Source organism: Mesorhizobium sp. NFR06, from assembly GCF_900115245.1.
Taxonomy (GTDB): Bacteria; Pseudomonadota; Alphaproteobacteria; order Rhizobiales; family Rhizobiaceae; genus Mesorhizobium.
Genome location: NZ_FOVT01000006.1, coordinates 283928 through 296648 on the forward strand (window position 1 = coordinate 283928; position 12721 = coordinate 296648).

Here is a 12721-nt window from a genome sequence, read left to right on the forward strand (position 1 = left end):
CGCGAAGGTTGGCGTGAGGCGTCCCCCTCTGGCCCCGGCATCCCCACGTCAGAGGCAGAGATTGGCAGCTTCGATGCAAGCTCTTCTTGCAACGTCGGGGATTGGGCGAAGCCCAGGCAACTTCGTCATCCACGGGCGGAGCGGGAGCGAAGCGGACGCGCAGACCGGACGGGCGTCCGGGCTAATCGCCAAGGTACAGCATCTCTCGACTTGCCGACACCTTCGTCAACCTTCCGTTCGTGCGACCGGTCCTCAACTCTCATGAAAATGATTGTAGACCAGCTTCGCCACGTGCTCGGAAATGCCGTCGACCTTGACCAGGTCCTCGACCGCGGCGCGGCTGACCGCCTTGGCGGTGCCGAATGCGTGGAGCAGCGCGCGCTTGCGGCCGGGACCGATGCCGGCGATCTCGTCGAGCGGGCTCTTGACCATCTCCTTCTTGCGGCGGGCGCGGTGCGAGCCGATGGCGAAGCGGTGCACCTCGTCGCGCAGGCGCTGGACGAAATAAAGCACCGGGTCGCGCACGGGCAGCATGAAGGAGTCCCTGCCCTTGACGAAGAAGCGCTCGCGGCCGGCGTCGCGGTCCGGGCCTTTGGCGATGCCGATGGCGACGACCCGGTCCTCGACGCCGAGCTCGGCGAGGATCTGGCGGACCGCCGTCATCTGGCCCTGGCCGCCGTCGATCAGGATGACGTCCGGCCAGGCCGGGAAACCGCCGTTGCCGGCGACCAGATCGTCCTCGCCGGCGTCGTCTTCCGCGGCCCGGCCCGGCTGCTCGTCTCCATGCTCCTTGAGCAGCCGCGAAAAACGCCGCTGCATCACTTCGCGCATCATGCCGAAATCGTCGCCGGGCGTGATGTCGGTCGAGCGTATGTTGAACTTGCGGTACTGGTTCTTCACGAACCCTTCCGGCCCGGCGACGACCATGGCGCCGACGGCATTGGTGCCCATGATGTGGGAGTTGTCGTAAACCTCGATGCGCACGGGCGGCTTTTCGAGGCCGAAGGTTTCGGCGAAGCCGGCCAGCAGCCGCGCCTGCGTCGAGGTCTCGGCCAGCCTGCGGCCGAGCGCCTCGCGCGCGTTCTGCAGCGCGTTGTCGGTCAGATCCTTCTTCTCGCCCCGCTGCGGCACCGAGATCGTTATCCTGCGGCCGGCACGCGTCGACAGCGCCTCGGCGAGCAGTTCCTGCTCCTGCACGGCCTGCGAGAGCAGCAGCGTGCGCGCCGGCAATTTGTCGTCATAGAACTGGGCCAGGAACGAGCCCAGCACCTCGGCCGGCTCCAGGGCCGGATCGGCCTTGGGGAAATAGGCGCGGTTGCCCCAATTCTGGCCGGTGCGGAAGAAGAACACCTGGATGCAGGTCTGGCCGCCTTCCTGGTGGATGGCGAAGACGTCCGCCTCCTCCACCGTCTGCGGGTTGATGCCCTGATGCGCCTGCACATGCGAGAGCGCCGCAAGCCGGTCGCGGTAGATCGCGGCGCGCTCGAAATCGAGCTCTTCGGCAGCCTGCTGCATGGCGGCCGAGATTTCGGTTTTCACCTTCTGACTGCGGCCGGAGAGGAAATCCTTGGCCTCGGCGACCAGCTCGGCATAGCCCTGCTGCGATATCTCGCCGGTGCAAGGCCCGGCGCAGCGCTTGATCTGGTAGAGCAGGCACGGCCTCGTGCGGTTCTCGTAGAAGGAGTTCGTGCAGCTCCTCAGCAGAAAGGCGCGCTGCAGCGAATTGATGGTGCGGCCGACCGCGCCGGCCGAGGCGAAGGGGCCGAAATAGTCGCCCTTGCGCGAACGCGCGCCGCGATGCTTGTAGATGCCCGGCGAGACATGGTCGCCGGTCAACAGGATATAGGGAAACGACTTGTCGTCCCGCATCAAGACGTTGAAGCGGGGCCTCAGCCGCTTGATGAGGTTGGCCTCAAGCAGCAGCGCCTCGATCTCGGTGCGGGTGACGACAAACTCCATCGTCGAAGTCTCGCGCACCATGCGGCCGATGCGGGCGGTGTGGAAACGCCCCTGCGCATATTGGGTGACGCGCTTCTTCAGGCTGCGCGCCTTGCCGACATAGAGCACGTCGCCGGCGGCGTTCATCATTCGGTAGACGCCGGGCTGGTTGGGCAACCGCTTGACGAGGGTCTGGATCACCTCGGCGCCGACCATGCCGTCGGCATCGCCGGCATGCGGCGTCCAATCGATGGCCGTGAAGGCGACGTCGGGGCCAGCTGGCGAAGCCTCGGGCTCGACGATCTCCTCCGCCGCCTCGTCTTCAATGTCGATTTCAGGGTCGACATCGGGCGGCATATCGTCGGCGGAGCCGTTTGTCTTATGTCTTTGGGCTGCGGGACTCATTCCACCATGCCTGTCACATCGGGCGTCTGCCATGCAAGATGCTGGCCGCCATCGAGCGCTATCATCTGGCCGGTCACCGAGCGCGCCTGCCAGAGATAGCGGATGGTGGCACCGAATTCGGGCAATTGCGGGCCGCGCTTCAGGATCAGGCCCTCGACCTGCCGGTCGAAATCATCGTCATCCTGGCGCTTGTTCTTCAGTGTCGGGCCGGGGCCTATGGCATTGACGCGGATGCGCGGCCCGAGCGCCTGCGCCAGCATTTGCGTCTGCGTCCACAGGGCCGATTTCGACAGCGCATAGGAGAAATAGCGCGGCGTCGGCCGCCAGACGCGCTGGTCGATGATGTTGACGATCAGCCCCTCCCCGCCTTCGGGCAGAGCGCGGGCGAAATTCTGCGCCAGCAGCGCCGGCGTCTTCACATGGATGGCGAAATGGCGGTCCCACGCCCGCCAGTCGAAATCCTCGACGCGATCGTCGACGAACAAGGAAGCATTGTTGACGAGCAGCGTCACAGGTCCGAGCGCCGCTTCGGACCGGCCGACAAGGTCGCCCACGGCATCCATGTCGGTGAGGTCGGCGGCGACCACGGCGGCGCGGCCGCCCTCGCCCGTGATCCTCCTCGCCAGCGCCTCGGCCTCCTCGCCGGAGCGATTGGCATGGATGGCGACGGCGAAGCCGTTGGCGGCCAGATCCTCCACGATCGCCCTACCGATCCGTCTTGCTCCACCCGTCACCAGCGCGACGGCCGTGGCCTGTCTCATGTTATCGATCCTCAATCGGCTTCACGATTCCGGGAAGCCGGCACAATATGACGGGCCAAGCGTTAAATGCCATTTCCACCTGGGGCAGGAATGTGGCGAAGCGGCCCGTGCGCGCGTCCGCCCCATGGAATTCGGGGCGCCTTATGCGGCAATATATGTCGCCGGACCCCTTGAACCAAGCGCTGTGCAGCGCAACATGATTAGCCTGCTGACATTCGCTGTTGCGAAGATGCAACGTCAAGTTTCGGCCTCATTCGTGCCGGGTAATGACCCAAGTTCAGGTTCGCTTCAGCCGTATTTCGGCATGACATTCGGAACTGTAGAGCGCCAGGCCCGTTTATCCCCCCGGACGGGCCGGGGCATTCATGAACAACAAGCCTAAGTGTATTGTGGCTTAAGGAGTATACAATGAAGACCAATCTCAAATTCGCGCCGCTTGCCGCTGCGCTCGGGCTGTTCGCCTTCGGTGGTGCCGCATTTGCCGCGGACGTCGTTTCCGAAGAGCCGCCGGCTCCCGCCCCGGTTGCCGAGCTTCCGGTTGCTTCCTGGGCCGGCCCTTATGCCGGTATCAATCTCGGCTACGGCTTCGGCGGCCATGTGAAGGCCCCCGGTGTTGACGCCAAGACCAAGGGCTTCATCGGCGGCGTTTTCGGCGGCTACAACTGGCAGCAGGATAACTTCGTCTACGGTGCTGAAGCCGACCTCGGCTACAACGGCACCAAGGGTTCGGATAACGGCCTTTCGGCCAAGACCGGCATCGAAGGCTCGCTGCGCGCTCGCCTCGGCTATGCCGTGACCCCCGAAATCCTGCTCTACGGCACGGGCGGTCTCGCTGCCAAGGACCAGAAGATCGACGACAGCTTCACCGGCGTGCACGACAACAAGGGCATGCTCGGCTGGACGGCCGGTGCTGGTACCGACATCAAGATCACGGACAACGTGTTCGGCCGCGTCGAATATCGCTACACCGACTACGGCAGCAAGAACTTCGGCGACACCGGCAAGGTCAAGTCTTCGGACAACCGCGTCACCTTCGGCGTCGGTATGAAGTTCTAAGTCGTTAGAACCCACGACACGGAAAAGCCGGGCCTTGCGCCCGGCTTTTTTGTGACCGGCGCTGTCCTCCCTGATGGAGGCCGCCTTTCAAGGCCTCGCGGCCGACGGCGGTTGCTGGAAACCTTCATGGGCCGGAATGGACTGCAGCTGGTCGAGCCATTCCGCCCTGGAGCGCGTCAAGACCTGCGCATCCGGCCGGTATTGGCCGGGTTCGCTCAGCGTGGCTGCGTGGACATGAATTTCGGTCGGCCACCTGGCGGAGCGGAAATAGAGCCGCGTGCCACAGGCCGGGCAAAAGCCACGGAACGTCTCGGGGCTGCTTTCGTAATGCGTGATGTCGCCGGTCCAGCGCAGTTGCTCCGGCCTCATTCCCAGGAAGGCCGTGAAGGGAGAGGATGTCGCGCGCTGACAGTCGGTGCAGTGGCAAACGAGATTGCGGGTTATGTCGCCCGAGTATGTCCAAGCCACGGCCCCGCACATGCAATGTCCGCTGAACGCCATCGTTCCCTCTCGCGCCGCTCGAACCCGATGCCGGACACCGGCATCTCCAAGCGCAGAATATTCCCCAAGGCAGCGGCTCAGGCGCGCTTCTTTGCGACATTGGCCGATTTGACCTTCGGCGGCAAAGTTCCGACGAAGGCCAGCGCGCGGTCGAGCCAGCCGGCGAGATCGGCTTCGCTCGCCGTCCCTTCCGGTGCGACATGGACATAGCCTTCCATCGAGCGCCCGCCCATCTCCATCGGCCGCGCATGGGGACGGGCAGCGGCCGCCGCATGCCCCTCCTTGCCGACACGCACCAGCAGGCCGCGCTTGGAGGTGCCGACCAGCATGTTGCCGTTGATCATGAAACAGGTGCCGCCGAACATTTTTTGCTCGGTGAATGCACGCCGGCCGAGGGCGGCGCGCAGGCGCGCGACCATCGGGTCGGGCGCGACGCTGGTTGAGGGCTTTGCCATGTCACCAATCCCGCTTCGGTAATGTCAGGCAAGCATGGAAGAGAATGGGGTTCAAGGTGGCGCGAGGCCAAAGCTGCCAATCTACCCCGGCACGCTGCCCTTCAGCTCCGGGAACTTCTCGTCGAAGCGCGCGGCCCAACGGACCAGCCGGCTGCGGCCCTTCTCCCATTGGCCGGAAAAGCGCAGAGCGAGATAGCCGAGGGTCGCGCGCAGCGCCAGTTGGCCGGCGGTGATCTTCTTCGGCAGTTTCGGCGGGTTGGCGTTGAGCAGATCGAGCGCGGTGGTGATTTTCGTCCACTGGCGATCGAGCCAGGGCTGGTAGACATAAGCCTCGGGCCGCGTGCGCCGCTCATAAACCATCGACAGCGCGCAGTCGCAAATGCCGTCGGCCAGCGCCTCGAGGACTTCCGCCTCGAGCCGCTTGTCGGGGTTGCGCGGGAACAGCGCGTTTTTCGACAGCCGGTTGAGATGCTGGGTGATGGCGCGGCTGTCGTGGATCGCGCGGCCGTCGTCCAGGACCAGCACCGGGATCTTGCCGAGCGGATTGGCCGCGATCAGCTCGGCGGGCTTGTCCTCGGTCTTGATCGGCATGAGGTCGACCGCAATGCCAGCACAGGCAGCCGCCATGCGCACCTTGGAACTATAGGGAGAGGTGGGAGCATAGAGCAGCTTGGGCATGACCGGGTTCCTGGTTGCGGGGCGCCAGTGTTGGCCGATCCTGTACGGCTAAGCAACGGCCAGCGATGCAAAAACCGGGCAACCGATATGCCGGGCTGCCGTCGGCGTCCGGAGTAAGTTCCGGGCAACAAAAAAGCCCCCGGGAATTTCGCCATGGGGCAAAGACCCGGGAGCTTTGAGGGGGAGCGTTCGCTCCGACTTCGTTCGCCGTCACGCCGAACCGGCGAGAGGGGCGACGCGACGGCGCCCACCCTCACCTGTTGGCCGTCGCGATCGAAGCTACGCGATTACTTCTTGGCGGCCGGCTTCTTCGCCGGAGCTGCCTTCTTGACCGCAGCCGTCGACTTGGCTGCCGCTGCCTTCATCGGAGCCTTGGCGGCGGGCTTGGCCGCTGCCTTCGCTGCCGGCTTCTTGGCGGCAGGCTTCGCTGCTGCCTTGGCCGCGGGCTTGGCAACTGCCTTCGCTACCGGCTTCTTGGCGGCAGGCTTCGCTGCAGCCTTGGCCGCGGGCTTCGCCGCTGCCTTGGCCGGAGCCTTTGCGGCTGCCTTCGGCGCCGCTGCCTTCTTCACTGCAGGTTTCGCGGCAGCCTTAGCTGCCGGCTTCTTTGCCGGCGCTTTCGCCGCCGGCGCCTTGGTTGTCGTCTTTGCCATGCGATGCCCCTTGCGTTTTGCCGAAGGTCGTGAGTGACCCGGCGTGCTCATGCATATCTGACTCGCGGCTATCTAGCCAGCGAAGCAACACAATGATTTTTAGTTATTGAATTTTGGTTACGCCAGGCGCGCGACGATGCATTGCATCGAAAAATTGTGAGCGAATCTGTCACTTTCGAAGTGACTTGCCGCCGCACAGATTTTCGCCCGGCTTCTATCGCCCGATCATCCATTGGCCCGCGGCGTGACTTTACAACGCAATGTGAGCAAAGCGCTCACAATAGAGAAGAAACCCCCGAACATCAGCTTCAACTTGTCCAGCGCAAACATCTACAGATGAACAAGCCGCAAGCGACGGCCGAAGCTTGTGCCGTGCAAAGCGAGCTTCAGGCTCATGTTTCAATGCCGGTGGTGTCAAGCCTCCGCCGGTTCGCGCTCACCCCGCAGCCGACGTGCCGGCTCGGCTCGATGCAGATGGACGGCGTAAGTATCCCATGGCGGCGAGATCGCGAGCCGGGCCAGGATGCAGCCGATCTCGCCGCGATGGTAGCTGCCATGCAGGACGACATGGGTCAGCATCTCCTGCCTGGTCATGCAGCCTTTGTCGCCGTCGGTGAAGGTGAAGGCGACCGGCTCGGCAAGCTGTTGTTCCGAAACGGCTTCGAGATAGTCGAGATACCAGCCGTCGGCCTCGGCCAACGCGGCATGCAGCTCGGCCGGCCCAGGAGTTTCCACGGGGCTGTCGCTCGTATAGCCATGGGCGATGCCCTTCAGATGCGCGGCGAATATCCGCGACACGACATGGATATGGTTCATCAGCCTGGTCGCGGCGCGGCGTTCCTCACCGTCGCGAGACGGATCCATCCCGGCAAGCTTTCCGGCGAGCTCGTCATTCGCCCAGGCCTGGTAGGCAAGCAGGCTCTTCAGCAAGGTCTTGGCGCTCATCTTTCCGGCCCTGTTTGCGTTGGTGGAATGAATGTGAGTATCCTGTTTATATTCTCGGGAGACCGGCCAGGATGTCTACTCGCATTGCAAAGCCGGCCGCGCGCATGCGCAAGCAGCCGCGCCAGGCGCGTTCGATCGCAACCGTCGAGGCGATCATCGAAGCCGGTGCTCACGTTTTGAGCGAGCTCGGCTGGGCCGGCTTTTCCACCAACAAGGTGGCCGAGGCCGCCGGCGTCAGCATCGGTTCGCTCTATCAGTATTTCCCCGACAAGCTCGCTCTGGTCGAAGCAATCCGGCGCCGTCACTTCGACCATGTGCTGTCGGTGATCAGCGAAGCGGCGGCGGACGAGAAGCCGCTGAGGCAATTCGCGCGCGAGCTGGTGCGCGGCATGATCGGCGCGCACTCGATCCATCCGACGCTGCACCAAGTGCTGCTCGACGAGGCGCCCGGCGACCGCGGCTCGCGTGCCGCGCATGCCTCGTTCCAGGCGCGCTATCTCGAACATTATGCGGCGGCCGTCGCGCAATACCGAAAACGCCGCAAGGATACGGAGACGATGGCGCGCGTGCTCTCCTCGGCGATCGAGGGCGTGATCCACAACGCGGCGCGGCGCAACATGCTCGACGCGCCGGAATTGCAAAAGCAGCTCGGCGAGCTGATCTGCGCCTATCTGTCGGGCAGCAAGGCAGCCTGAGGCAGCGACAGCGAAGACGCTGGCGACGGTCCGCCGCCACCACGCCTCTTTCCCCGTCACCGGCATCGCACATTAATTTTCGCATTGCCTGTCGAATCCGCCGGACGCCGTTCGTCGTATGATCGCAACCAACCAAACCGAAGGAACACAAAGATGCGCTTCATGATGCTGATGATCCCTGGCGGCTACGCGACCGCAGCTCCCGACACCAGGCCCAAAGCCGAGGCCGTGGCGACGATGATGAAATACAATGAAGAGCTGAAGCGGGCCGGAGTGGTGCTGGCGCTCGACGGACTGCATCCGCCGTCATCGGGCGCACGGGTCTCCTTCAAGGGCGGCAAGCCGGCCGTCACCGACGGGCCGTTCGCCGAGGTCAAGGAAGTGCTCGGCGGCTACTGGATGATCGACGTGCGCTCGCCTGAGGAAGCCGTCGAATGGGCGCGGCGCTGTCCCGCCGGGGAAAACGACGTCATCGAGGTCCGGCGCGTCCTGAAGATGACCGATTTTCCCGAAGACGTCCAAAAGGCGGCCGAAGGCTTCGGCGACCTGAAAGGTTGACCGCCAAGGCAGCGATCGAAGCGGTCTGGCGCATCGAGCAGCCGAAGCTCGCCGCCAGGCTCACCCGCATTCTGCGCGATGTCGGGCTGGCCGAGGAGGTAGTGCAGGATGCCTTCGTGCTGGCGCTGGAGCGCTGGCCCCGGGACGGTATTTCGCACAATCCGGCGGCATGGCTGACCAGGGTCGCCACCAACCGGGCGCTCGATCGGCTGCGCCGCACCGTTCTGATCGACGGCAAGCATCGGCAGCTTGCCGTCGATCTCGCCGAACTGGAGCGCGACATGCCCGACATCGAGGCCGCGCTCGACGAGGATATCGACGACGACCTGTTGCGGCTGATCTTCACCGCCTGCCACCCCGGTGCTGCCGGCCGAGCAGCGCGCGGCCGTTGCCTTGCGCACGCTGGGCGGACCGTCGACGCCGGAGATCGCGCGCGCCTTCCTGGTGCCTGAGGCCACCGTCGCCCAGCGCATCGTGCGCGCCAAGCGGACGTTGCGCGATGCCGGCATTGCCTTCGAGACGCCGCGCGGGCAGGAGCGGCGCGAGCGCCTGGGCGCTGTGCTGGAAGTGATCTACCTGATCTTCAACGAAAGCTACGTCGCCTCGGCGGGGCCGGACTGGCTGCGCCCAGACCTGAGCGGCGAAGCGATGCGGCTTGGCCGCCGGCCGGTGGCGGAGACGTTTGAGAGAAAGAGAGCCAACTTACGACAGGCCGGGCGGGACAGCGCCCCCCTCTGCCCTGCCGGGCATCTCCCCCACGAGGGGGGAGATCAGATGTCGCGACGGCTTTCGCCAATCTCCAACGTTGCAGGATTAGGCGGGACGCCGAAGCCGCTAATCTCCCCCCTCGTGGGGGAGATGGCCGGCAGGCCAGAGGGGGGCGCCGTAGAGCGCTTACCTCAACTGTTTGCCGGCCGGCATTGATTACCGCAGCACGCGGCAACGGCCGTTGTAGACCAGCCAGCGGTCGAAGCCCAAGACGCAGAATTCGACATTGTCGCCAATCGAGGCAAAACCCTGGCCTTCCTCGATCAGGTAGAAGATCGAGCGGTCGCGGCCGTCCGACAGGTTGACGGTGGCGCGGCAATAGTGGCGGCCGATCGGCCATTCGTCGCTCGCCGGCTCATAGCGATGCTGGCGGATGTTGCGGAAATCGGCGATCGCGACCTGAGGCAGATGCGGCACATGGTGCACCTGGTAGGAGAAGCGGTCGGTGATCTTGCTCAACACCCATGCCTCGCCGCAGACGCTGCCGTCATTCTCGGTGTAGACGGAAAGGTCGGCGGCATGCGCCGCCTGGCTGAAACCCAGCGAGGTGGCCATCGGAGTGCACAGCGAAATCAGCGCGGCAAGGGCGGAATGGGCGAAGCGAGTCATGACAGCCTCTCAAGGTCGGTTCCGCGCACTGTGCGGATTCGCTTGGCGGCGGTCAAGCGGTTGCGAAAACAATGGTTTCCGCAAGACTTCACCGGCCAATCAAAGCGTGCCTGCAAGCAGCAGCCCGCCGATGACGGCGATGTTGATCAGGAACGCGTTGCGCAGCACCTGCCGCTCCGGCTCCGGCACCGCCCAGAAGCGCAGCAGCATGAGGTTCGTCGCCAACGTGAAGAGGGCCAGCGCCCCGGCGGCAAACGGCGGCGCAAAGCCGAGCGCAAGCACCAGGCCGCCAACGATCTCGACCGCCGAGCCGGCCGCGAGCATCAGGGCGGGAGCCGGGAATCCCCGGCTCGCCAGATAGTCGCTCATCGCCCGGAACTTCACGAAATGTTCGATGCCGGCGATGACGAAGACGCCGCCAATGAGAAGAGCGCCGAGCGCTTGAATCGCCTGAACGGACATCTCGGCCTCCCGCCAAGCCTCAATCCTGCGGGATGAAAGCCGGGTTGTAGACGACCTCCCACAGATGATCGTCGGGATCCTGGAAGTATCCGGCATAACCGCCCCAGAAAGTTTTCTGCGCTGGCTTGACCAAGCGCGCGCCGGCCTTGACGGCCTCGGCCATTACGGCATCGACCTCGGCCTCGCTGCCGACATTGTGGCCGATGGTCAACTCGGTCGGGCTGCGGCCGCTCTGCGGCACCGTAGCATCCCAGGCGATGTTGGCGCGTTCGTAGACGGCGAATTTCAGGCCGCCGGCGAGTTCGAAGAAGGCGACGGCGCCATGCTCGAATTCGCGGCCGATGATGCCTTCGGTCGGCAAGCCCAGGCCGTCGCGATAGAATTTGAGGGATGCTTCCAGATCGTCGACGCCGAGCGTCAATACGGTGATGCGAGCTTTCATTTCTCTCACTCCTTTCTATATTCGTGACCACATTGGCGAACGGGATGGTCCGATGGAGGCGCGCGAAGCGCCGTGAAGCTCCATCCGTTTTGCCACGGATGACGCGGCCATCCTTGAAGATTTCGGCCAAAATGACCGTCGCACCGATCCGGGCGGAACAGATCGGAGAGAAGATGGAACCGGTCCTGGCGCAGACAACCGGCTTCTTTCGGGAGCGGCCCGCCTCTCCAGGCCTGGCCGATGCCTTCTCCGCGGTCTGGGTCCACCGCATGGACGATCGCGCCGTCCCGCCCATCGTCATCACGCCGGATGCGACGATCGACCTGCAATGGATCGACGGCCGCTTCCGCGTGGCCGGACCGGACAAGGAGCCGCAGATCGAGACGCCGCCGGCCGGGGCGGTGATCGTCGGCTTCCGCTTCCGGCCGGGCGCGGCCGCCGGCTGGCTCGGCGTGCCGGCCGGCGAAATCGTCGGCGGGCGGCTGGATCTCGGCGAGGTGTGGGGCACGCGCGCCCGCGCGCTGACCGACCGCGTCAAGGCGGCGCGTGACCTTGTCGAGTTGGTGCGGCAACTGGAGGAGACCGTCGGCATGCACACGCAAGGCCGCGCTGCGCTCGACCCGCAGATGGGCCGGGCCTTCGACGTCATCTGCCAGGGACTGCCGCCGGAAACGCCGCTGGTTCCGTTCCTGCAGCGCCACCTGCATTTGAGCGAACGGACGCTGCGCCGGCGTTTCGAGGACGCCTTCGGCTATGGCCCGAAGACGCTCGACCGCATCCTGCGCTTCCACCGCTTCCGGCGCCTGCAACGGCTGCAGGGCGATGCCTCGACCGCGCTGCTGGCGATCGAGGCCGGCTATGCCGACCAGGCGCATCTGATCCGCGAAAGCCGGCGGCTGACCGGGGTCACGCCCTCGGCATTGGCCTGAGGCAACGCAGGCGCCCTTACTCCGGCGCCAGCCAGTCGAGCGTCCAGCGTGACGGCTGCCGCACGGCGAGCGCCTTGTGCAGCGCCGGCAGCATCAGCCGCAATTCGCCTTCCAGCGTGTAGGGTGGATTGACCACCACCAGGCCGCTGCCGTCGAGGCTGGGCTCCTGAGAAGCAGGCCGGATCTCGAAGGCGATGTCGAGCAGCTTCGGAATGCCGGTTTGCGTCAGCGCCGCGCGGAAGGCGGTGACCGCCTTGCGGTCCTTGATCGGGTACCACAGCGCGTAGATGCCGCCCGGCCAGCGCCGGTGCGCCTTGCGCAGGCCATCGACGAGACGGGAGAACTCGCCCTCGTCCTCGAACGGCGGATCGATGAGGACGAGGCCGCGCTTTTCCTTCGGCGGCAATTGCGCGCCGAGCGCCAGCCAGCCGTCGAGCTCGATCACCCTTGCCTGAAAATCGCCGGCGAGAATCGATTTCAACCGCGCGGCATCCTGGGGATGCAGCTCGATCGCCGTCAGCCGGTCTTGGTTGCGCAGGAGATGGCGCACGATCAATGGCGAACCGGGATAATGCTTGAGACCGCCGTCGGGATTTTGCGCGCGCACCGCTTCCAGATAGGGCTGAAGAAGAGCGGCCGCTTGCGGTTCGAGCGCGGCCTCGGCCAGCCGGCCGATGCCTCCCTGCCACTCGCCGGTCTTGCCGGCCTCGACTGAGGCAAGGTCATAGCGGCCGATGCCGGCATGGGTGTCGATGACGCGGAAGGCCTTGTCCTTCTGTTTCAGATATTCGACGAGGCGGGCGAGCACGGCATGCTTGACGACATCGGCGAAATTGCCGGCGTGGTAGGCGTGGCGATAGTTCATCCGC

Annotated in this window: 17 protein-coding genes; 6 read left to right on the forward strand and 11 right to left on the reverse strand. The window is 65.0% G+C overall.

All coding sequences use genetic code 11. The features are described 5' to 3' along the window. Positions 1 to 252: 252 nt before the first annotated feature. Positions 253 to 2343, reverse strand: coding sequence for an excinuclease ABC subunit UvrC (uvrC, locus tag F3H96_RS14070; protein WP_149802319.1), 2091 nt, complete (start codon positions 2341 to 2343; stop codon positions 253 to 255). After that, positions 2340 to 3104 carry an SDR family oxidoreductase gene (locus F3H96_RS14075; RefSeq protein WP_149802320.1) on the reverse strand — a complete coding sequence of 255 codons (765 nt, stop codon included), beginning with the start codon at positions 3102 to 3104 and terminating at the stop codon, positions 2340 to 2342. Before F3H96_RS14075 ends, uvrC begins: the two co-directional genes overlap by 4 nt. 408 nt (positions 3105 to 3512) lie before the next feature. On the opposite strand from F3H96_RS14075, the gene F3H96_RS14080 reads away from it, so the two are divergent. Continuing rightward, positions 3513 to 4160: an outer membrane protein gene (locus F3H96_RS14080; protein WP_149802321.1), complete on the forward strand. Its 648-nt coding sequence runs from the start codon at positions 3513 to 3515 to the stop codon at positions 4158 to 4160. 87 nt (positions 4161 to 4247) lie between these two features. On the opposite strand, the gene F3H96_RS14085 is transcribed toward F3H96_RS14080, so the two are convergent. The 5 genes from F3H96_RS14085 to F3H96_RS14105 form a co-directional block, all read right to left on the reverse strand. Then, positions 4248 to 4661, reverse strand: coding sequence for a GFA family protein (locus F3H96_RS14085; RefSeq protein ID WP_149802322.1), 414 nt, complete (start codon positions 4659 to 4661; stop codon positions 4248 to 4250). Between the two features lie 77 nt (positions 4662 to 4738). Next, entirely contained in the window at positions 4739 to 5116 is a 378-nt protein-coding gene (locus F3H96_RS14090) for a TfoX/Sxy family protein (protein ID WP_149802323.1), read from the reverse strand. An 81-nt stretch (positions 5117 to 5197) separates the two neighbouring features. After that, positions 5198 to 5794 carry a glutathione S-transferase family protein gene (locus tag F3H96_RS14095; RefSeq protein WP_149802324.1) on the reverse strand — a complete coding sequence of 199 codons (597 nt, stop codon included), beginning with the start codon at positions 5792 to 5794 and terminating at the stop codon, positions 5198 to 5200. A 287-nt stretch (positions 5795 to 6081) separates the two neighbouring features. Next, complete coding sequence (locus F3H96_RS14100) at positions 6082 to 6444, reverse strand: hypothetical protein (RefSeq protein ID WP_149802325.1); 363 nt, start codon at positions 6442 to 6444, stop codon at positions 6082 to 6084. A 414-nt stretch (positions 6445 to 6858) separates the two neighbouring features. Then, positions 6859 to 7389: a DinB family protein gene (locus tag F3H96_RS14105; RefSeq protein WP_149802326.1), complete on the reverse strand. Its 531-nt coding sequence runs from the start codon at positions 7387 to 7389 to the stop codon at positions 6859 to 6861. Positions 7390 to 7493: 104 nt separating this feature from the next. On the opposite strand from F3H96_RS14105, the gene F3H96_RS14110 reads away from it, so the two are divergent. The 4 genes from F3H96_RS14110 to F3H96_RS31110 all read left to right on the forward strand — a co-directional run bounded on the left by F3H96_RS14110 (position 7494) and on the right by F3H96_RS31110 (position 9566). After that, positions 7494 to 8084 carry a TetR/AcrR family transcriptional regulator gene (locus F3H96_RS14110; RefSeq protein WP_149802385.1) on the forward strand — a complete coding sequence of 197 codons (591 nt, stop codon included), beginning with the start codon at positions 7494 to 7496 and terminating at the stop codon, positions 8082 to 8084. Between the two features lie 153 nt (positions 8085 to 8237). Next, the gene (locus F3H96_RS14115) at positions 8238 to 8642 is read left to right on the forward strand and encodes a YciI family protein (RefSeq protein WP_149802327.1); all 405 of its coding nucleotides are present in this window, start codon (positions 8238 to 8240) and stop codon (positions 8640 to 8642) included. Further along, complete coding sequence (locus tag F3H96_RS14120) at positions 8639 to 9094, forward strand: sigma factor (protein ID WP_244620006.1); 456 nt, start codon at positions 8639 to 8641, stop codon at positions 9092 to 9094. Before F3H96_RS14115 ends, F3H96_RS14120 begins: the two co-directional genes overlap by 4 nt. Beyond that, positions 9036 to 9566 carry a DUF6596 domain-containing protein gene (locus tag F3H96_RS31110; RefSeq protein ID WP_244620007.1) on the forward strand — a complete coding sequence of 177 codons (531 nt, stop codon included), beginning with the start codon at positions 9036 to 9038 and terminating at the stop codon, positions 9564 to 9566. Before F3H96_RS14120 ends, F3H96_RS31110 begins: the two co-directional genes overlap by 59 nt. Here the strand turns inward: F3H96_RS31110 and F3H96_RS14130 are convergent, their stop codons facing one another. From F3H96_RS14130 to F3H96_RS14140, 3 genes are all read right to left on the reverse strand, one after another. Beyond that, positions 9567 to 10019: a hypothetical protein gene (locus F3H96_RS14130; protein ID WP_149802328.1), complete on the reverse strand. Its 453-nt coding sequence runs from the start codon at positions 10017 to 10019 to the stop codon at positions 9567 to 9569. Between the two features lie 99 nt (positions 10020 to 10118). After that, a complete protein-coding gene (locus tag F3H96_RS14135) occupies positions 10119 to 10481 on the reverse strand; it encodes a DoxX family protein (protein ID WP_149802329.1) in 363 nt (120 codons plus the stop codon). Between the two features lie 19 nt (positions 10482 to 10500). Then, entirely contained in the window at positions 10501 to 10923 is a 423-nt protein-coding gene (locus F3H96_RS14140; RefSeq protein WP_149802330.1) for a VOC family protein, read from the reverse strand. A 173-nt stretch (positions 10924 to 11096) separates the two neighbouring features. Here F3H96_RS14140 and F3H96_RS14145 point away from each other — a divergent pair, with 173 nt between their 5' ends. Next, on the forward strand, positions 11097 to 11852 hold the full coding sequence (locus F3H96_RS14145) for a helix-turn-helix domain-containing protein (RefSeq protein ID WP_149802331.1): 756 nt from the start codon (positions 11097 to 11099) through the stop codon (positions 11850 to 11852). A 16-nt stretch (positions 11853 to 11868) separates the two neighbouring features. Here the strand turns inward: F3H96_RS14145 and F3H96_RS14150 are convergent, their stop codons facing one another. Continuing rightward, positions 11869 to 12717, reverse strand: coding sequence for a 23S rRNA (adenine(2030)-N(6))-methyltransferase RlmJ (locus F3H96_RS14150; RefSeq protein ID WP_149802332.1), 849 nt, complete (start codon positions 12715 to 12717; stop codon positions 11869 to 11871). Positions 12718 to 12721 lie beyond the last annotated feature (4 nt).